Raw genomic sequence first — 16,883 nt, forward strand, 5'->3', positions numbered from 1 at the left:
TTTTGTTATGATCTGTAGTGGGCTCGAACCACTGACCCCTACCCTGTCAAGATAGTGCTCTCCCAGCTGAGCTAACAGATCATGATATCTAATTGTTTTCCAATCAAGTAACAGTATCATACCAAGTAACCGTGTTCATTGTCAATCTTTTAATTGGTAATATTTTATCCGTATTGGTGCACAATAAAGGAATGATTACCATTTCGATGACGAGGTGACTTCCAGTTGAGAAACAATAGAGAACGCAAAATACGTTTATATTTAACAGTCAAGAACTTAATCTGTTTACTTGTGCTTGTTGTATTAATCAGCGCTGCTGTCGGCTGCAGTTTAGAGCGGGATGAACATACGGTACAATTCCAACAATTAAAGGAGCCCAATGAGGTTAACGATGATCTGCCTGTCTGGCTGGATGTGTATTCCAAGTCTGTTGTGCATGATGTTTATTCCCCACAAGGCAATGTTGAAGTCTTACCCTGAGAAACATGATGTCGTATTTCACTCGTCTTCGTCCCACTTTTTGGAGTAAGCCTTCTTGGTCACATAATACAATAAAGCTATCATTCCGGCCGACATCAAAAGTGTGATTGCCATCACTCCTGCCATGCCCATGGTTCGCACTTCCTCTCCCAGTATGTTCCAGACTTAACTATACAGGAAAAGCATTTTTTTGTATAATTCAGACTGATAGCGTAGAGCAGAAAGAAGGAATGGAATTGGCAGCTGAGATTAGTTATGTAACGACTGAAGAACAACTCCAGAAAGCGCTGGAGATTCGCAATCATGTTTTTGTGATCGAGCAGCAGGTGCCTGCTGACATTGAGATTGATCAATATGATATCATCAGTCCTGATGTGCATCACATATTGTTGAGTACAGATGGAAAGGCTGTAGCAACAGGACGTCTGATCTATTACACCAAGGATACTGCCAAAATGCAGCGGATCGCTGTGCTCCAATCTCATCGTGCATTCGGCTATGGTCGTGTACTTCTGTTAGCCATGGAAGAACGAGCTCGCGAATTGGGATTGGTTTACTCCATTTTGGATGCCCAATGTCAGGCGCAAAAGTTCTATGAAAAGCTCGGATATGAAGTGATCTCGGAAGAGCCTTTTTATGATGCAGACATTCTGCACGTTCGTATGCAAAAGAGCCTGTAACTATCCTTTAAGTGCTTTATGAAGCCATGTTGTGCATACTTTTTTTTGTTCCGGACATGCTAAAGAGGAAACCAGATTCCTATTTGGTCAGATAAAGGAGAGTGTGAGATCATGGATCAAACGACACGCGAAAGCTTCACAGCAGTACAAAAAAATGGTGACGGCGATCTGACGGCGTTTCAAACTTCATCTGGACGTGTGCTGGATTACCAACAGGCACTTGCGGAAGTCAAAGCAGGATCAATTGCAGGTGTGAACGTCTTTAAAGGCAGAGATGGCGAAATGTACATTCGTGGTGACGCAGACGGCGACCCGACCAATAACCTTGATCAACTTCCAATTTTCTAAAATAGATGCTTGCTGCTTAACAAGGCGCCAATCCGGCTTTCCGGGTTGGCGTTTTTCTTTCGTTTTTCTTTCGTTTTAATATTCGGTAAAATATTTCACGGCATCGCCAGCAGGCTGGCTTTTGCGAATGGGTTCTGATTCCTGCTCCCATGCTTGCAGAATTAATATACCTTCCAGTGTAGACTTGTTCTCCCACACAATATGCTGCCTGCGCTCAAGCTCCAGCAATGACTCGTAAATGAACGCCTTGCTTCTTCCTGTCTTATTCTCCAGCTCATCCATTCGAGGCACTCGGCGACGCTGCCCTGCATAATTAACAATAATACGCAAAATTTTGCGCTCAAAATCATTCAGCATATTTCTTCCTCCCCTTCCTTATGGAGAACGGGACGCCATGCCAGAATACCTTGTTCCAGAAACGTTCGGGGTGCCCCTTCCTTTCCTGCGGATGCTCTAATCATCCCTCCTCGTACACTGTTGATTCGAATCTGCCGCTGGGTAATATGCCCTGCACGATCCATGTAGACGAGTTCCACCATCTGACCAATATATTTTCCTAGCATAATCATCCCCCCAATAAGAACATGTGTTTGTTTTATTATTATATGCGAACATAAGTTCTTTATTCAATAACTAAAAAAAGGATTTTTTTGAAATTAAAAAACCAGACTCCCTCCTTTTTATAGGGAAGTCTGGTTCTTATCCAGCTTGCTAAAGCAAGCAATCAATCTTTTATACCTTTCGCGCTACTGTTATACGACCTCATCTTCGATCTGATTCCGTGAATTGTACTTTTTTCAGCTGCTGGGTAGACGGATTAAAATCTACATTCACATATACAGCAAATTGTTTGCCCTCTTTGTTACGTACCCATAACTTGAACTGTTCACGGGATTGGTCTGCTGTAAGCGAGGTGCGGCCGATATGCTTGTAATCCAAAATGTCCACATTGTACTTGGTTTGCGTTTCCTTCACTGCAATGATTCCCCACTTCGCATAATCAGGGATCGGGGTTGCTGAACTTGTTGTTAGTCCACTTAAACTTAGTACCACCGTCATCAGTGCAACAATGAGCATTCTCATATCATTCACTCCTTGGGCAACGTTTACGTTAGCCTGCCCTGTAGAAGTTTATTTTACACCAGTAAACGAAGGATAATCGTAACCGGTTGCTGGAGTGTTTGAATTGTACTTACCGCCATCTTATACCGTTCAATTGGAGAGCTGAAGCTTATCCCCCAGTCACCCTCCAATAACAGATTTCGCGGTGATGAATCTTCCGGCTTTTCCAAACCGTATTTTTCTATAAGCGCATCTCGTGTTTGCTGATTCAACTCGATCGGAGCCTCAGCATATGCCGTGACATCACGACATCCCAAAACTACACATAATAGAACACTCCATCCCACCATAAACCAACGTTTGTGCATTTCTCCTGTTTCTCCTTCATTTAAATAACATCATCACAACCAGATATACTTCATTCGTCCTGATTGTACATAAATAACATGAGATTGGAAATAACAAATGTAGACTCCATAGTATACGTCTAAAGCCTCATTTGCATAATTATGGGTTTAGCATAGTGGATATACGTGTAATAGGCCTAGACGGCTTCACTATCCTGAACAATCATTTTGAGGAGGTTGCACCCAAATGTTCAAACGTATGGATGAAATCGCAATTGAAATCCCCAATGTCGAGAAACCAGACCCGAATGCAGCGGCAGCGATCCAAGAATTGCTGGGTGGTAAATTCGGAGAGATGTCAACGTTGAACAACTACCTCTATCAATCGTTTAATTTTCGCTCCAAGGAAAAATTGAAACCCTTCTACGACCTGGTGATGAGTATCACCGCCGAAGAATTGGGGCATGTGGAGCTTGTGTCTCATGGCATTAACAAATGCCTCAGAGGTTCCACCGAGTACAAAGAGCCTGACGATACACCGCTTGGTTCCGTGAAGGATGCTCGTCTGTCCTATCATTTCCTGGCTGGTGCACAGGGAGCCATGCCTTTCGACTCCATGGGCAATCCATGGACAGGCGCACATGTCTTCAACAGTGGCAATCTGGTCGAAGATCTGCTGCATAACTTTTTCCTCGAATGCGGAGCACGTACTCATAAGATGAAAGTTTACGAAATGACCGATCACCCTGCAGCCCGGGCGGTAGTTGGTTACCTACTGGTACGCGGCGGTGTGCATGTAGTTGCTTATGCCAAGGCGCTTGAGATTGCAACTGGAGTAAATGTAACCAAATTGGTGCCGATTCCATCCCTGAGCAATAAATCCTTTAACGAAGCGTGGAAATACGAAGAAAAAGGCCTACACACCAAGCTGTACACTTATAGTGATAAAGACTTTACTGCGATCAGTCAGATCTGGAAAGGGACACACCCCGAAGATGGACAACCACTGGAAGTCATTCAAGGCGTACCTGAAGGGTACCCGATTCCTGAAGCTCCTGCGGTGGAAGAAGAATTCGCACCAGGCATTTCCCAGGAAGACTTCCAGGAAATTGCACGTCGTCTGAAGATGGCGGGAAATATTGCGGATTAGGTTGTAGATTGCTTTGAAATGGATTTATTGTTGATTTGGAATGAAAAATAGATAAAGCCCTCGGATCTTGCTGCTTTGGTGGCAGGATCGAGGGCTTGTTTTTGTATGTGCATATCAGCTTCGCTATGCATACCATCACATTGACCACACAAGTCAAACAACTGTTCAAGCTCACGGAATTCTTCCTCGCTCAATCGATTCTTCCATTGTTCTGTCATAACTGCAATTTGTCGACCCAACATTTGTCAGCTCATTCGTAGTGATTGCGGGATAGAAAGCAGCGCTGTTCTTCGAGGGACGAACGCTGCTTTCTTTTTTTATTTTTGGAGTTCGTCGTACATCTTCTCAATCCCTTTGCGAACGATGTCTGATCGGTTCGTATTCAGCTTCTCAGCCGAAGCATCGAGCTTATTCATAATTTCATCATCGACACGTATCTCAATCGTTTTGCTTTTGGGTTTGTCAGATTTAGGACGCCCCATCTTTTTGGAGGACATCGCTTCACCTCGATTTTTGTCCTGACAATAACGTATTATTGTCAGGACAAAAAGTCAATTCATTTGTAAAACATACGTTCGTTTTTTGTGGTTTCCAAATTAAACATAAATGGATCTCAGTTCAACTCAGAAAAATATTACTCAAGTTATATGTTTGACAAAAAAACAACCCTGAAAGGCATTAAGCCGTTCAAGGTTGTTAAGGGCTGCTCTTCATTATGAACTTTCCTGAATCACAAAATAAAAAATACGCTTCTTAAATTGCTTGTTATTGTATTTTATTCAGTAGCGGCACTATAACCTCATCCAATTCCTCGAGTGTCTCACTTTTTGTAGGGTTTTTCAAAATTCTTTCCAAATCATCCTTCAATATTATTAGATATTGCGAAGGCAACCTACTGATTAAACCACTGAGCATAAAATATTCCCACTGTGGATCTTTTGTTTTAAATACATTTTGGATATGGGGAATTAGTTCTTCTCCGAATCTCAAAAGTAAATCTTCTACGGATTTAGAAATGGGCCAATTTCCATCTTGTAACCACTCCATAAGCTCCGGAAGGATTTCCTTTAATTCGGCATTACTTAATTCACTTAATTTACGTACCGCTTCAAAATCATGCTTGTCTCGGGGAAGCCATTCCCTAATATCCATACAGATTTCCTCTCTTCTACTTCTAACTCCATAAATGAATTCCATCATTCATACTTTTGCTCCCCCACTGGCTCTACATCATCTACTTGCACATTAATCTCATTCTCACTATCTGTCGTTGACATCGCATCTCGTATCCGAATGGTCCATGTTTTTGAATCCTCATCGAAATTGACATCCTCGATCACGGGAATACGAACTTTCTCTCCATCTGATGAATAGAGCCCACCCCGAACCGCGTCAGCCTCACTCATGTAGGCACCATCTGGAGTGGCCGGACAAGATACAGCAATCGTTTCTGCTTTCGCTTGCCCAGGGTAAGGCTGGTTTTCCGGACCACCATCCGTCCAGATCTCAACGTATGAGCCGATCTGCGGATCAGGCGCATTGGAGAACCATTTTGCCGGATAATACCGATCCTTGGCACTTATATCTTCATATACAGGATCAACAACAAGGATGGAATCATCTTTGCGCTCAACCACATAACCAGTGAAGCCTTCTTCCCTTTGTGCATTATCTTGAACATACGTTTCACATTCGTTTTGCCCAGTACATCCGGTAAGACATAATATCAAGATCGAGAACGATATGAGCACAATACGAAGATTGAACATGTGTAAATCCCCTCTATTAAAACTGCCTCTTTCTAACTCTGACGTTTCACATATGATAAAGGTTGCCAATAAATGTAATTCAACACAACTGTGCTGGCTACATCAATTACTCTACTCTATTCCTCTTGTACCAGTACCTAACCCATATAATCAATGCCACACATAACAAAATTGCACATAATCCCCAGGTAAAAAACAAAGCCAGTCCCAACCCGATGTTGGCCCCAATATAGCCCCCGCGTAGCTCCATATATAACGCAAACCCCAAAGGCACGCTGCCTACAACAAAAAGTCCGATCAGCCATCCGCTCCAACGTTTATAAACCAATTCCCCGCCATCTTCGGAGTTCTTCTGGATGCCTTGAGCCAGGATAATCAGCGATAAAATCAATATTAGCCAAGTTATGAAAATGTATAGCATATCGATGTTCCCCTCCCTAAGCATGAACCTTAACGGTAAAAGCAGCATGCAAATTTGGTACCTTTTTAATGAATATTACCACCAACCCAACTTAAGCAAACCAGTACAAAAGGATAACATTTATACGTTTTCCGGGTCACAAGGTAGACATTCTGGTACATGCCAAACGCAAACGCATTATTTTCACAGACCTTGCCAACAGGAGCAGTATGGGACAGATTAAAAAGCAAAATAACGCCTCGGTTCTTACTCCTGTAGAGTAGTAGATCAAGGCATTATTTTTCATCACTATTTAGTTGTTACAAAATACACCGTGTTACGTTCAGGCACCAAACTGTGCATAATGCAGGCGGCTGTATACTCCACCCGCTGCAAGCAATTCTTCGTGACGCCCCTGCTCCGTAATCCCCTGCTCGGCAACGACAATAATGCGATCCGCATTTTTGATGGTAGCCAATCTGTGGGCAATGACCAGGGTAGTCCGTCCTTCAGACAATTCAGCCAGCGATTGCTGGATTGCAGCTTCGGTTTCCGTGTCGAGTGCAGATGTGGCTTCGTCCAGAATGAGAATCGGTGGATTTTTCAGGAACATACGTGCAATCGACAAACGCTGTTTCTGTCCGCCAGACAGCTTCACGCCGCGTTCACCAATTAACGTGTCCAATCCTTCCGGCATGGAAGTAATAAGTGTTTCCATCTGCGCACGGCGAGCCGCCATCCAGATGTCTTCTTCGGTTGCATCCAGCTTGCCATAGGCAATATTCTCACGAATGGTTCCATCGAACAAGAACACATCCTGTTGAACAATTCCGATCTGGCTGCGCAATGAATCCAGCGTCATGTCCTGAATCTCCTGACCATCGATCGTGATGCGACCTTCCAGCACATCATAGAAACGAGGCAGCAGACTGCATAGCGTTGTCTTCCCTGCACCCGATGGTCCAACCAGGGCCACCGTTTCACCAGCCTGGATATTCAGGTCGATTCCTTTGAGAACAGGCTCCTGATCCGAATAACCGAAGGTCACTTGCTCATAACGGATATCTCCACGCAAGTGGGATACCTTAACGGCACCCGGACGGTCTTCAACATCCGGTTCCATATCGAGCAGTTCCGTATAACGTTTGAAACCCGCAATTCCTTTGGGATACGTCTCAATCACGGAGTTGATCTTCTGGATCGGCGTGAGGAATACATTGGACAGCATAATAAATGCAATAAATTGACCATAGCTCATACTCCCTTGAATGACAAACCATGTTCCACATACGAGCACAAAGAGGGAGACCAGCTTCATCAGCATATAACTGACGGAAGAGTTCCAGGCCATGATTTTGTACGCAATCAGCTTCGTTTGGCGGAAACGACTGTTATTTACAGCGAATTGAGCTTTTTCATGTTCTTCATTGGCAAAAGCCTGAACAACGCGGATACCACTTACATTGTTTTCTACACGTGCATTGAAGTCCGCAATATCCCCGAACATTCGGCTAAAGGCCTTGGACATCTTGCTGCCAAAATACAGGGAAAGATAAATAATGAGCGGTACGATGATAAATGTTAACACGGCCAGATTTCCATTAATGCTCATCATGATGCTGAATGCACCAATCAAGGTCATCACCGCAATAAAGGCATCCTCCGGACCATGGTGGGCAATCTCCCCGATATCCATCAGATCATTGGTCATGCGGGAGACCAGGTGCCCGGTTTTGGTATTGTCAAAGAAACGGAACGACAGCTTCTGTACATGATTGAAGAGCGCCTTGCGCATATCGGTCTCGATGTTAATCCCAAGTTTATGTCCCCAATAGGTCACCACAAAGTTAAGGAAGGAGCTTAACAGATAGATCGCGAGCAGTGCAAGACATGCCCATAATATCCAGTCCCAGCGTCCCCCTGGCAACAGGTCATCCACAACTCTATTAACTGCCAGCGGGAAGGCCAGCTCCAGCAGAGCTACGAAAATCGCGCAGCTAAAGTCCAGAATGAACAGCTTTTTGTACGGCCTGTAATAGGCAAAGAAACGGCGAAGCATGGGCTGAAGCCCTCCTTATAGCAACCATACCCCATGATTGCTTTCTATTTCGTTTTGCTCAAGAGATACAGGAAGTATGGGGCTCCAATGATGGCAACCAGAATCCCTGCTGGAATCTCAGAAGGCTGTAGAATGACACGCCCGAGCGTATCTGCAACAAGCACAAGCAATGAACCGACCAGTGCGGATGCAGGCAAAAGGAACTGATGTTTCGGCCCCACGAGACGACGTGCCAGGTGTGGACCGATCAGACCCACAAAACCAATTCCGCCACTGACGGATACGCAAGATCCGGCCAGTCCCACGGCAGCAGCGAGCAGGATCAGTCTTTCACGCTCAACCGGAGCGCCAAGACCGCTCGCTGTTTGATCCCCAAGGTTCAGTACGTTCAGCACACGAGCCTTATACAGAACAAGCGGCACAAGGACAATGAGAAACGGCAGCAGCGCCGTTACGAATTTCCAATTCGAACCCCATATACTTCCTGCCATCCAGGTCGCCACAAATTGATACTTCTCCGGGCTAAGCCGAAGAGTAAGCACGATCATGGCAGAGCTAATCCCTGCTGCTACACCAATCCCTGTAAGCAGCATGCGCGTAGGCATGAGACCTTCTCCCTTTTTGTAAGAGAGCACATAAATCAGGAAGGCAGCAAAGGTTGCCCCGATCAGGGCCAGGATCGGCAGTAAAAATACAGGAGCAGCCGTCGTTGTCGGGAAAAAGGAAACGAACAGCATAACAACCAATCCGGCTCCAGCGTTGATGCCGAGAATCCCTGGATCAGCCAGAGGATTTCGGGACACTCCCTGCAAAATACAGCCGGACAGCGCAAGTCCTGCACCGACCAAAACCGAAATGACGATACGTGGCAAACGGAACTCAAACAGGATCAGTTCCTGCTTAGCCGTCCCACCACCAAACAAGGTACGCATGACCTCAAGTGGAGAAAGCCGCGTGAAGCCTGTATTCATACTGATAATAAAAGCTGTAATAATCAACGCACCAAGCACAATCATGACAATGGTGCTTTTTGTTCTCTTTTTGCGTTCCGCTCCAACCAGAGTTGAGGATTCCATCGTTACAGCGTCCTCCTTTCTTTACGCGCCAAATAGAGGAAGAAAGGTACCCCAATCAGGGCAACCAGGGCGCCAATTGGCGTCTCGTATGGCGGGTTAATCATACGTGCAGCCAGATCCGCGAACACAAGCAGCAGACTGCCCATCACTGCGGAACATGGAATAATCCAGCGATAATCGACCCCAACCAATTTACGAGTTAGATGGGGAATGATGAGTCCTACAAAACCAACCGCACCAACCACGGATACGGCTGTACCTGCGAGGATCAGTACAACAACCAGACCAACCAGCTTGATCAGGCCAGTACGTTGACCCAATCCAACGGCGATGTCTTCTCCCAAGCTAAGCAGTGTAATGGAACGAGAGATAATAATCCCTGCAATAAGCGCAGCCAAAACCCATGGGAACATGACTTCCAACTGGGACCACTTCGTCCCGGCCACCCCGCCCGCTGTCCAGAATGCGAGGTCTTGTCCAATTTTGAAATATAACGCAATCCCTTCACTCAGCGCGGACAACATGGCAGATACTGCCGCTCCCGCGAGAACGAGCCGGAGAGGTGTAAGTCCGGATTTGGACGCAGCACCGAAACCATAGACCAGCAATACCCCAAGTCCTGCCCCTACGAAGGAATACAGAATGATATACATATATGGCATACCCGGGAAAAAGGCAAAGCAGATAGCGAGCGCAAATCCTGCGCCAGCATTCAGTCCGAGCAGCCCGGAATCTGCCAGCGGGTTACGGGTCATCCCCTGCATAATCGCACCAGCTACAGCGAAGCAGGCACCAACCATCGCTCCGCCCAGAATACGCGGTAACCGAATCTCCCATATGATCTGATGCGGAGTCAGATCAGGATTGAAGTTGAAAATCGCCTGCCATACAACCCCCAGCTTGATATCTGCCGCACCAAACGAAATGGACAACGCCATACCCAGCGCGAGCAGCAGAATCCCCCCGGTCAGGATCAATGTGGCAGCCCAGGGACGAGTGTGTATTTTGGCTGTCGGTGATTCCGCAGGCTGATTTTCCGATGAAACTTTCGAGCTCATATGTCTCCACCCTTGTTATGAGTGGCGTAGACAGATCCTATGTACACAACAATCACCTCTCTATTAATACAAAACTGATAATGATATTGATTCTCATTCCCATAGATCATTGTATGTCAACGAACTGTCTCTGGCAATGGACAAATGGGACAAGTTTATTGCATAAATGAATTTTTGTACGTAAAACGGGCTGCACGAAGCATCGTAGCTCGCAAAAAAAGGAACTGCAAACGAGTTGTTCGTCGGCAATTCCCACTTTATTTTGGACTAACTTCACTTGTATTGGTGTAATTCTTAACGAGCCTGTACCGCAGTCAGTGCTGCCAGAACATCAGGCACATCGGTAATAATCGCTTGCACGCCCATGTCAATCAGTTCCTGCATTTCGGCAGGATCATTTACCGTGAACGGATGTGTTGCAATTCCCTGAGCCAGCGCAGCAGCAACTTCTTCACGTGTTACAGCCAGCTTGTAGGGATGCAGCGCAGAGGCTTCGAGTCTGGCGGCATAATCATATGGGCGGTAGAGCTTTTCCATATATAGAAGTGCTGTGCGAATCTCAGGGGCAAGACGTTTGCATCTCACTAATGAGGCATGATTGAAGCTGGACAGAATGACTTGCTGCTCCATGTCCCAATCCCGAATGGCTTGAATAATCTTTTCTTCCATTCCTTTATAACTAATAATACCATTTTTCAATTCCAGGTTAAGTAGAATGTTTTTTCCTCGAACCAGATCGAATAATTCATCCAAAGATGGAATACGTTCTCCAGCAAAATCGGCATGGAACCAAGCTCCTGCGTCAAGAGCACGCAATTCTTCAACTGATTTATCCTTAACCCAGCCTTCTGCTCCAGCCGTGCGGCTTAACGTCTCATCATGGATCAACACGAGTGTACCATCACTGGACAGCTGTACGTCCGTTTCAATGCCTGTCGCTCCAAGCTGTAAGCTGCGTTCAAACGCAACCATCGTATTTTCGGGGCATACGGCAGATGCTCCCCTGTGGGCGATATTTTCAATTTTTTTCATTCCAGCGCCTCCTGAGTGTAACATGAACTCTATGATTCTCACTATATACGCAGTTTGTCATACCTGTATTAACAGAGCGTTTAATGTCCGTGTGAAGGACAACATCTTGGAGGGCTGGGGATTCACTCATTTTGTGAACTCAATCTGTAAAGCAGACATAATATAGTATCAGTCATAGACAACTGCACTCCGCTGTAAGGAGGTCGCCCATTGAAACCCCTGACGAAGAATAGATCTGTATCTCCCAAATCTTCCTCCAAAAGAGCTCCCATGCCCAGAATTTCTGCCAAAAGCAGATCCGACAAAGTCGACAGTAAAACACGAACTCCCTCCGGACCAAGCAAACATATAAAAAAGGCATCCGTTTTGGGGCTGGCTGTTCCCGACAAAACAAGTAATCAATCATCTGTTATTAATGAACAGAGACAACTGGATAAGTTGGCTGTTATCGCCGCTATTCTGGCCCTTATTGCTGCTATAATCGGATTATATATTGCCTGGAAAACACTCAGTTTACCTGGTGATACGGTGGTAACGGTCTAACTCACCTTGCCCACTCTGTCTCTCTTTTCATAGAGGCGGAGTTCTTTTTTTGCAGACAGAAAAAAACCGTTCCCCTGAGACGCCGGCCGTATCGGCGTCTCTTTGGAAAGGCCATTTCTTCATCGGGCGCTGCCTTGGCGATTATGTCACCGTCCCGGAATGGCTAACTAAATTACAGAACGAATGTACGAGAGATGATAACGAGCAGAATGAACAATACCAGAATTGCGCCTGTTGATGTCCATGCTCCACCGCCAAAGCCGCCGTATCCGCAACCGTATCCTGTGCCTTTGATTTCGCTCATGAGTGACACTCCCCTCTTTTAAGAAAGTACACTATAGACTATGTTAGGGGAGGGAACTTGCTTGGGCACATTCGAAAGTTTTCCGCTGGTGCGGGTAGTTATTTATCGTTAAGCTGTGACCACTTCTGGGTCAACTGTGCCGGAATATAGGATGACATCCGGTTCAGCAGTTCAGCCGGGTCCAATTCCAGACTCCATAGACTGAGATGTGAAGTATTGGAGAACCCCTCATGCACGCTGTGCTCAACCATTTTCATCAGCGGCTCATAATATCCGTTTACATTTAACAAACCAACGGGTTTACGATGAATGCCGATTTGGGCCCAGCATAGAACCTCGAACAATTCTTCAAATGTTCCCATACCACCAGGAAGCGCCACAAATCCGTCGGACAGCTCGGCCATCGTCGCCTTGCGTTCATGCATCGTTCCCACTTCAATCAGTTGCGTGAGACCTCCATGTACGACCTCTCCCCGGAACAGGCCAGTCGGCATGACGCCAATCACTTCCCCACCCTGTTCCAGTGCAGCATCGGCGACCGCACCCATTAGTCCCATACAAGAACCGCCATAGACGAGTGCGTACCCGCTATCCGCGATCTGTTTTCCCAATTTAATAGCCTGCTGTGTGTAATCGGGGTGATTTCCCGGATTGGAGCCTGCAAAAACACATATACGTTTCAATGGGTTTCACTCCTTCTCATTAACTATTTCATTAGTGTATAACATGAATGTAAATACTATGTTACATCACTCCTCATGCACAAGTGAATAAAAAAAAACCCGACCGTTTGCAGCCGGCCGGGCTCCCATAATTCATACACATCATTTAGAAGGGGTTGTTATACTTTTTACTATAAAGGCCGAACATTAAATCCATATGATCTTTGCATGAAATGAATATTAAATATTAGTGGACTTATCGTATTCCACGTCGTGAGCGCACCACAAACATATGCTTGTCCTTGCGAAGGATCCGGCCGTCTGCAAGCTCAACCTGATCATCATCATGGCGTATAATCGTTGTGGATAATACTACAATTTTGGCCCGACGCCAAATCATAACCTGTGATTTGAAATAGATGGCATTTTCAAACTGTACGGCCTTTTTTATCACATACCCAACTTTATGCACCTCGGAACGCGCTTTTTTCAAGGGAAGGCTCTCTTCAGGCAGAGGCCGGATCATTGCGATATTGTCGAACGATACCTTAATCCGTTTCGGTCCGATTCGTACACAATCCGCTTCTTCATCCCACTCGACCAGCGTTCCCTTCAGTGGCTCTCGTATGCCGGTTGCACGATATACGGCTACTTTCCGTCCTACCCAATGTCGCAAATGCCTTCACCCCCCGTTTGTCTAGTTTTCCGGTATCGTCCAATCAATCGGTTCAATACCTTTGGAGGTCAAGAATTCATTGGCTTTGGAAAAAGGACGACTGCCCAGGAAGCCACGATGCGCTGCCAGCGGACTTGGATGTGTAGACTCCAAGACCAGGTGTTTATCCCGGTTAATGAATGCCCCTTTCTTCTGAGCATGACTGCCCCACAGCATAAATACCATCGGTTCTGTGCGTTCATTCAATGCCCGGATGACAGCGTCCGTAAACGTCTGCCAACCCAGTCCCTGATGGGAGTTCGGCTGCCCTTCCCGTACCGTCAGGACGGCATTAAGCAGCAGCACACCCTGCTCTGCCCAATGAACCAGCGATCCGTGCTTAGGGATCGGCAGCCCCAGATCTGAGTGGAGCTCCTTATATATATTTTTCAAAGAAGGAGGAATCCGTACCCCCGGTCTGACCGAAAAACTTAATCCTTGAGCCTGGCCCGCTCCGTGATAAGGGTCCTGACCGATAATAACAGCCTTGACCTTATGATACGGGGTCAGTTTTAGAGCCGAGAACAAATCTTCCTTGGGTGGAAAGATGGTCTGTGTTTTATACTCGGCGGCGAGTGCATAACGAACGTTGTTGAAATACTCGGCTTCAGTCTCTTCCTGAAGCACAGTGTCCCAATCATTTCCAAACATATGTAAAGGCTCCTTTCCCTCATAAATACATATCCGTGCAGTCCACATAACGAACTGCCACCTGCGAGAGCCGTATCCTACGACTCAGAGACTATCCACCATTTTAACATAACCGGGGACGGCAGACCAGAAGTGTACATCAGGGTTAGGGTTGCCTGTAACATCCGCACGCTTTGAATTTGTACTTCAGAGTAAAAGTAACCCAGCGCCTGGTCTATAGATAACTAAAATCAGACCTGAACGGCTTCGCTCTTACTTTTATTGACCAATACAGCGCTTATTCTTCTGAGCCCCTCTTCAAGAACCGAACGTGGGCAAGCCAAATTTAGGCGGATACACCCACCTCCATTAGCCACAAACATATGACCATCTTCGAGTAATACCCCTGCTTGTTCAGCAAAAAATAAAGGCAGGTTTACATCTTTGGGGACGTATGCCCTAATATCAATCCATGCCAGATACGTAGCTTCCGGAATATGAAAGACCGCTTGTGGCAGATCACGTTTCACATATTGATCCACAAAGGCAAAATTGTCGTCGAGATACGTTTTCAACTGCTTTAGCCATTCGTCGCCATGTTCGTAAGCAGCTTGAGTCGCAGCAATGCTAAGCGGATTTTTGAATCCATAATGCCGGGTTTGCCAGATCTTTCGGAGTCCTTCATTTGCAATAATCACGTTGGAGAACATCAGACCAGCCATATTGAATGTTTTGCTTGGTGACATACAGGTAACGATTCGATCCGTATCCGGGAACAGCTTGGCAAGAGGCGTATGCTTCCTTCCTGTTCGCAGCAAATCACAGTGAATTTCATCCGAGATCATCCACACGTTATGCTTGAGACAGATCTCGCCCACACGTTGTAACTCTTCTGTTGTCCATACCCGTCCGGACGGATTATGCGGATTACAGAAAATACACAAAGTGACTTGTTCATCGCTGGCTTTGGCTTCAAAATCTGCAAAGTCTATCGCGTAATGCCCCTGCTCGTTGATCAAATCTGAGCAAACCAGTTCAAGATGATTATGCTCCGCAGCCGATTTGAAAAAACCATAGGAAGGCGTCACAATCAGTACCTTCTCATTCGGTTTGCAAATATATTCAACCAATTCATATAAAGCAGGAATGATCCCATGGGATGTCTCCAGATGCTCTTTGGGAAAAGACCAGTCGTAGTATCTGTTCATCCAGCTGGAGACAGCTTCGTAGTAAGCGGGATCGAACACCTGGGAGTATCCCATAATTTTTCGGTCCAGGCGCTCCTTGACTGCTTCCCGTATTTCGGGAGGTGTGGCAAACTCCATATCTGCGATCCACATCCGTATAAATTCTTCATCCTTGAAAGGAAATTTCATATCTTCTGTTGCGTTAAAAATATATTGACGGAAACCATCCGTATTCATGGCATTAGTTCCTGTGCGATCAATTACCTCATCAAAATCATACTTCATAGCCTTCTGCGCCTCTTTCTCTCTGTTTTCCATCCTGGAATGAGTTTCTGTTAGATGTATTATTTCATGGCACGGAAGCTACATCAAACGTAATACAATCTATTCAAAAGAAACAAATAGTTCTTAATGTTTCTTCACAATAGGTTTTTCGATGATAAAAGTGTTATATTCTTCGTAGAGATTGATTTTCCCAATGGGTTTCACCTTTTCTCATATTCTTAAGAAACTTAGCAGAAGGAGATCCGAATATGAACACCATCAACAAAGAAGTGGGCAAGAAAATCCGTAATTTTCGCAAATGGAAAGGATTGACGGTCCAGCAGCTGGCGGATCAGATTCACAAAAGCAAAGCTACCCTGTCCAAATATGAGAGCGGCGATATTACGCTTGATGTGGTCACGCTGCATCAAATTGCTGATTCATTGAATATCCAAGTGGAGCAGCTGCTGTATATTGAGCCCAAACAAGCATCTCCTTTGATGAATACGGTACCGTCCAGCTTTTTCAAAAATTCCACCAGGTTTTATTCGTATTTTTATGACGGGCGCAACAATAGCCTCATCCGTTGTGTCATTGACATGATGGCACAGTCAGATGCCAATTGTTATCGAACCGTAATGTATATGAATGTGAAGAACTTTGAGAATTATCAGGAATGCGAAAATATGTATTGGGGTCACACCGAGCATTACGACACACTCACCACGCTGATTTTGAAAAATCAGGCCACACCGCTGGAAAAGCTGTACATTAACATTCTGGCGTCTTTTCAGGAATCTGAGAAAAAGTGGGGATTGATGGCTGGTGTCTCGTTCCGTCCCTTTATGCCCATCGCCTTGAAAATGTTATTCTCTCGAACACCCCTGCCTGAGAATCAGGAGTTATATAACGAGCTGAAAATTTCCAAAGAAGACCTGCGTACGTTAAAGATCTATAATATGCTCGCCGTCACTTAAACCTTCAACATAAACTTGATCAGATTGCATTGGAAAAAGCACCCCTGCAACAAGAAAAGGGCGGCAGTTATAAGCTATTCCAGCTCATAAAAGCGCCCTTTGGATCATATGTCTATGCATTCATGCTAAGCCTTCAGCTT

Annotated in this window: 24 protein-coding genes and 1 tRNA gene; 6 read left to right on the plus strand and 19 right to left on the minus strand. The window is 45.6% G+C overall.

The window, feature by feature from the left end:
- Positions 1 to 8: 8 nt before the first annotated feature.
- Positions 9 to 81: transfer RNA gene (locus P364_RS0116335), tRNA-Val, on the minus strand.
- Between the two features lie 144 nt (positions 82 to 225).
- Here P364_RS0116335 and P364_RS0116340 point away from each other — a divergent pair.
- The 3 genes from P364_RS0116340 to P364_RS0116355 all read left to right on the plus strand — a co-directional run bounded on the left by P364_RS0116340 (position 226) and on the right by P364_RS0116355 (position 1,508).
- Positions 226 to 480 (plus strand): hypothetical protein, encoded by a 255-nt coding sequence (locus P364_RS0116340; RefSeq protein ID WP_024631173.1) that lies wholly within the window; start codon positions 226 to 228, stop codon positions 478 to 480.
- Positions 481 to 716: 236 nt separating this feature from the next.
- On the plus strand, positions 717 to 1,160 hold the full coding sequence (locus tag P364_RS0116350; RefSeq protein WP_024631174.1) for a GNAT family N-acetyltransferase: 444 nt from the start codon (positions 717 to 719) through the stop codon (positions 1,158 to 1,160).
- A 111-nt stretch (positions 1,161 to 1,271) separates the two neighbouring features.
- Positions 1,272 to 1,508, plus strand: a complete 237-nt coding sequence (locus tag P364_RS0116355) for a DUF3892 domain-containing protein (protein WP_024631175.1) — start codon at positions 1,272 to 1,274, stop codon at positions 1,506 to 1,508.
- A gap of 75 nt (positions 1,509 to 1,583) precedes the next feature.
- On the opposite strand, the gene P364_RS0116360 is transcribed toward P364_RS0116355, so the two are convergent.
- The 4 genes from P364_RS0116360 to P364_RS0116375 form a co-directional block, all read right to left on the minus strand.
- The gene (locus P364_RS0116360; RefSeq protein ID WP_024631176.1) at positions 1,584 to 1,865 is read right to left on the minus strand and encodes a hypothetical protein; all 282 of its coding nucleotides are present in this window, start codon (positions 1,863 to 1,865) and stop codon (positions 1,584 to 1,586) included.
- Positions 1,859 to 2,071, minus strand: a complete 213-nt coding sequence (locus tag P364_RS0116365; RefSeq protein ID WP_024631177.1) for a hypothetical protein — start codon at positions 2,069 to 2,071, stop codon at positions 1,859 to 1,861. Before P364_RS0116365 ends, P364_RS0116360 begins: the two co-directional genes overlap by 7 nt.
- A gap of 199 nt (positions 2,072 to 2,270) precedes the next feature.
- A complete protein-coding gene (locus tag P364_RS0116370) occupies positions 2,271 to 2,591 on the minus strand; it encodes a DUF3889 domain-containing protein (protein WP_024631178.1) in 321 nt (106 codons plus the stop codon).
- Positions 2,592 to 2,644: 53 nt separating this feature from the next.
- Positions 2,645 to 2,938, minus strand: a complete 294-nt coding sequence (locus P364_RS0116375; RefSeq protein WP_024631179.1) for a hypothetical protein — start codon at positions 2,936 to 2,938, stop codon at positions 2,645 to 2,647.
- Between the two features lie 226 nt (positions 2,939 to 3,164).
- Here P364_RS0116375 and P364_RS0116380 point away from each other — a divergent pair, with 226 nt between their 5' ends.
- Positions 3,165 to 4,067: a manganese catalase family protein gene (locus tag P364_RS0116380; RefSeq protein WP_024631180.1), complete on the plus strand. Its 903-nt coding sequence runs from the start codon at positions 3,165 to 3,167 to the stop codon at positions 4,065 to 4,067.
- Here P364_RS0116380 and P364_RS37825 read toward each other — a convergent pair.
- The 9 genes from P364_RS37825 to P364_RS0116425 form a co-directional block, all read right to left on the minus strand.
- Positions 4,064 to 4,309 carry a hypothetical protein gene (locus tag P364_RS37825; RefSeq protein ID WP_024631181.1) on the minus strand — a complete coding sequence of 82 codons (246 nt, stop codon included), beginning with the start codon at positions 4,307 to 4,309 and terminating at the stop codon, positions 4,064 to 4,066. The two genes, P364_RS0116380 and P364_RS37825, sit on opposite strands and share 4 nt — an antisense overlap.
- Positions 4,310 to 4,384: 75 nt before the next feature.
- Positions 4,385 to 4,564: a ribbon-helix-helix protein, CopG family gene (locus P364_RS0116390; protein ID WP_024631182.1), complete on the minus strand. Its 180-nt coding sequence runs from the start codon at positions 4,562 to 4,564 to the stop codon at positions 4,385 to 4,387.
- Between the two features lie 268 nt (positions 4,565 to 4,832).
- On the minus strand, positions 4,833 to 5,267 hold the full coding sequence (locus P364_RS0116395) for a DUF5071 domain-containing protein (protein WP_052016639.1): 435 nt from the start codon (positions 5,265 to 5,267) through the stop codon (positions 4,833 to 4,835).
- Entirely contained in the window at positions 5,264 to 5,836 is a 573-nt protein-coding gene (locus P364_RS0116400) for a DUF3221 domain-containing protein (protein ID WP_024631184.1), read from the minus strand. The genes P364_RS0116395 and P364_RS0116400 overlap by 4 nt, the downstream gene beginning before the upstream one ends.
- Before the next feature lie 106 nt (positions 5,837 to 5,942).
- Positions 5,943 to 6,257 (minus strand): hypothetical protein, encoded by a 315-nt coding sequence (locus P364_RS0116405; protein ID WP_024631185.1) that lies wholly within the window; start codon positions 6,255 to 6,257, stop codon positions 5,943 to 5,945.
- Between the two features lie 322 nt (positions 6,258 to 6,579).
- Positions 6,580 to 8,295, minus strand: a complete 1,716-nt coding sequence (locus P364_RS0116410) for an ABC transporter ATP-binding protein (protein WP_024631186.1) — start codon at positions 8,293 to 8,295, stop codon at positions 6,580 to 6,582.
- A 44-nt stretch (positions 8,296 to 8,339) separates the two neighbouring features.
- Positions 8,340 to 9,371, minus strand: a complete 1,032-nt coding sequence (locus P364_RS0116415) for a FecCD family ABC transporter permease (RefSeq protein WP_024631187.1) — start codon at positions 9,369 to 9,371, stop codon at positions 8,340 to 8,342.
- Between the two features lie 2 nt (positions 9,372 to 9,373).
- Positions 9,374 to 10,429: a FecCD family ABC transporter permease gene (locus P364_RS0116420; RefSeq protein WP_024631188.1), complete on the minus strand. Its 1,056-nt coding sequence runs from the start codon at positions 10,427 to 10,429 to the stop codon at positions 9,374 to 9,376.
- Positions 10,430 to 10,723: 294 nt separating this feature from the next.
- Positions 10,724 to 11,461: a glycerophosphodiester phosphodiesterase gene (locus P364_RS0116425; protein ID WP_024631189.1), complete on the minus strand. Its 738-nt coding sequence runs from the start codon at positions 11,459 to 11,461 to the stop codon at positions 10,724 to 10,726.
- Between the two features lie 210 nt (positions 11,462 to 11,671).
- Here P364_RS0116425 and P364_RS0116430 point away from each other — a divergent pair, with 210 nt between their 5' ends.
- Positions 11,672 to 12,004, plus strand: coding sequence for a hypothetical protein (locus tag P364_RS0116430; RefSeq protein WP_024631190.1), 333 nt, complete (start codon positions 11,672 to 11,674; stop codon positions 12,002 to 12,004).
- A gap of 172 nt (positions 12,005 to 12,176) precedes the next feature.
- Here P364_RS0116430 and P364_RS38485 read toward each other — a convergent pair whose 3' ends face one another.
- From P364_RS38485 to P364_RS0116455, 5 genes are all read right to left on the minus strand, one after another.
- Positions 12,177 to 12,308 carry a hypothetical protein gene (locus P364_RS38485; RefSeq protein ID WP_256984819.1) on the minus strand — a complete coding sequence of 44 codons (132 nt, stop codon included), beginning with the start codon at positions 12,306 to 12,308 and terminating at the stop codon, positions 12,177 to 12,179.
- A gap of 98 nt (positions 12,309 to 12,406) precedes the next feature.
- Positions 12,407 to 12,991, minus strand: coding sequence for a TIGR00730 family Rossman fold protein (locus tag P364_RS0116440; RefSeq protein ID WP_024631191.1), 585 nt, complete (start codon positions 12,989 to 12,991; stop codon positions 12,407 to 12,409).
- 235 nt (positions 12,992 to 13,226) lie between these two features.
- Complete coding sequence (locus tag P364_RS0116445; protein ID WP_024631192.1) at positions 13,227 to 13,646, minus strand: hypothetical protein; 420 nt, start codon at positions 13,644 to 13,646, stop codon at positions 13,227 to 13,229.
- A 21-nt stretch (positions 13,647 to 13,667) separates the two neighbouring features.
- Complete coding sequence (gene ung / locus P364_RS0116450) at positions 13,668 to 14,336, minus strand: uracil-DNA glycosylase (protein ID WP_024631193.1); 669 nt, start codon at positions 14,334 to 14,336, stop codon at positions 13,668 to 13,670.
- Positions 14,337 to 14,566: 230 nt separating this feature from the next.
- Complete coding sequence (locus P364_RS0116455; RefSeq protein ID WP_024631194.1) at positions 14,567 to 15,787, minus strand: MalY/PatB family protein; 1,221 nt, start codon at positions 15,785 to 15,787, stop codon at positions 14,567 to 14,569.
- 248 nt (positions 15,788 to 16,035) lie between these two features.
- On the opposite strand from P364_RS0116455, the gene P364_RS0116460 reads away from it, so the two are divergent.
- Positions 16,036 to 16,743: a helix-turn-helix domain-containing protein gene (locus tag P364_RS0116460; protein WP_024631195.1), complete on the plus strand. Its 708-nt coding sequence runs from the start codon at positions 16,036 to 16,038 to the stop codon at positions 16,741 to 16,743.
- The last annotated feature ends 140 nt before the right edge of the window (positions 16,744 to 16,883 follow it).

It is taken from the genome of Paenibacillus sp. MAEPY2 (assembly GCF_000499205.1).
Taxonomy (GTDB): Bacteria; Bacillota; Bacilli; order Paenibacillales; family Paenibacillaceae; genus Paenibacillus; species Paenibacillus vandeheii.

What these genes read in the sequence shown, in the direction of transcription:
- P364_RS0116460 (WP_024631195.1), top strand. Translation starts at nt 16,036, where the DNA reads ATGAACACCATCAACAAAGAAGTGGGCAAGAAAATCCGTAATTTTCGC.
- P364_RS0116410 (WP_024631186.1), bottom strand. Translation starts at nt 8,295, where the DNA reads ATGCTTCGCCGTTTCTTTGCCTATTACAGGCCGTACAAAAAGCTGTTC.
- ung (WP_024631193.1), bottom strand. Translation starts at nt 14,336, where the DNA reads ATGTTTGGAAATGATTGGGACACTGTGCTTCAGGAAGAGACTGAAGCC.
- P364_RS0116395 (WP_052016639.1), bottom strand. Translation starts at nt 5,267, where the DNA reads ATGATGGAATTCATTTATGGAGTTAGAAGTAGAAGAGAGGAAATCTGT.
- P364_RS0116355 (WP_024631175.1), top strand. Translation starts at nt 1,272, where the DNA reads ATGGATCAAACGACACGCGAAAGCTTCACAGCAGTACAAAAAAATGGT.
- P364_RS0116360 (WP_024631176.1), bottom strand. Translation starts at nt 1,865, where the DNA reads ATGCTGAATGATTTTGAGCGCAAAATTTTGCGTATTATTGTTAATTAT.
- P364_RS0116400 (WP_024631184.1), bottom strand. Translation starts at nt 5,836, where the DNA reads ATGTTCAATCTTCGTATTGTGCTCATATCGTTCTCGATCTTGATATTA.
- P364_RS0116455 (WP_024631194.1), bottom strand. Translation starts at nt 15,787, where the DNA reads ATGAAGTATGATTTTGATGAGGTAATTGATCGCACAGGAACTAATGCC.
- P364_RS37825 (WP_024631181.1), bottom strand. Translation starts at nt 4,309, where the DNA reads ATGTTGGGTCGACAAATTGCAGTTATGACAGAACAATGGAAGAATCGA.
- P364_RS0116380 (WP_024631180.1), top strand. Translation starts at nt 3,165, where the DNA reads ATGTTCAAACGTATGGATGAAATCGCAATTGAAATCCCCAATGTCGAG.
- P364_RS38485 (WP_256984819.1), bottom strand. Translation starts at nt 12,308, where the DNA reads ATGAGCGAAATCAAAGGCACAGGATACGGTTGCGGATACGGCGGCTTT.
- P364_RS0116365 (WP_024631177.1), bottom strand. Translation starts at nt 2,071, where the DNA reads ATGCTAGGAAAATATATTGGTCAGATGGTGGAACTCGTCTACATGGAT.
- P364_RS0116370 (WP_024631178.1), bottom strand. Translation starts at nt 2,591, where the DNA reads ATGAGAATGCTCATTGTTGCACTGATGACGGTGGTACTAAGTTTAAGT.
- P364_RS0116415 (WP_024631187.1), bottom strand. Translation starts at nt 9,371, where the DNA reads ATGGAATCCTCAACTCTGGTTGGAGCGGAACGCAAAAAGAGAACAAAA.
- P364_RS0116405 (WP_024631185.1), bottom strand. Translation starts at nt 6,257, where the DNA reads ATGCTATACATTTTCATAACTTGGCTAATATTGATTTTATCGCTGATT.
- P364_RS0116420 (WP_024631188.1), bottom strand. Translation starts at nt 10,429, where the DNA reads ATGAGCTCGAAAGTTTCATCGGAAAATCAGCCTGCGGAATCACCGACA.
- P364_RS0116390 (WP_024631182.1), bottom strand. Translation starts at nt 4,564, where the DNA reads ATGTCCTCCAAAAAGATGGGGCGTCCTAAATCTGACAAACCCAAAAGC.
- P364_RS0116375 (WP_024631179.1), bottom strand. Translation starts at nt 2,938, where the DNA reads ATGCACAAACGTTGGTTTATGGTGGGATGGAGTGTTCTATTATGTGTA.
- P364_RS0116425 (WP_024631189.1), bottom strand. Translation starts at nt 11,461, where the DNA reads ATGAAAAAAATTGAAAATATCGCCCACAGGGGAGCATCTGCCGTATGC.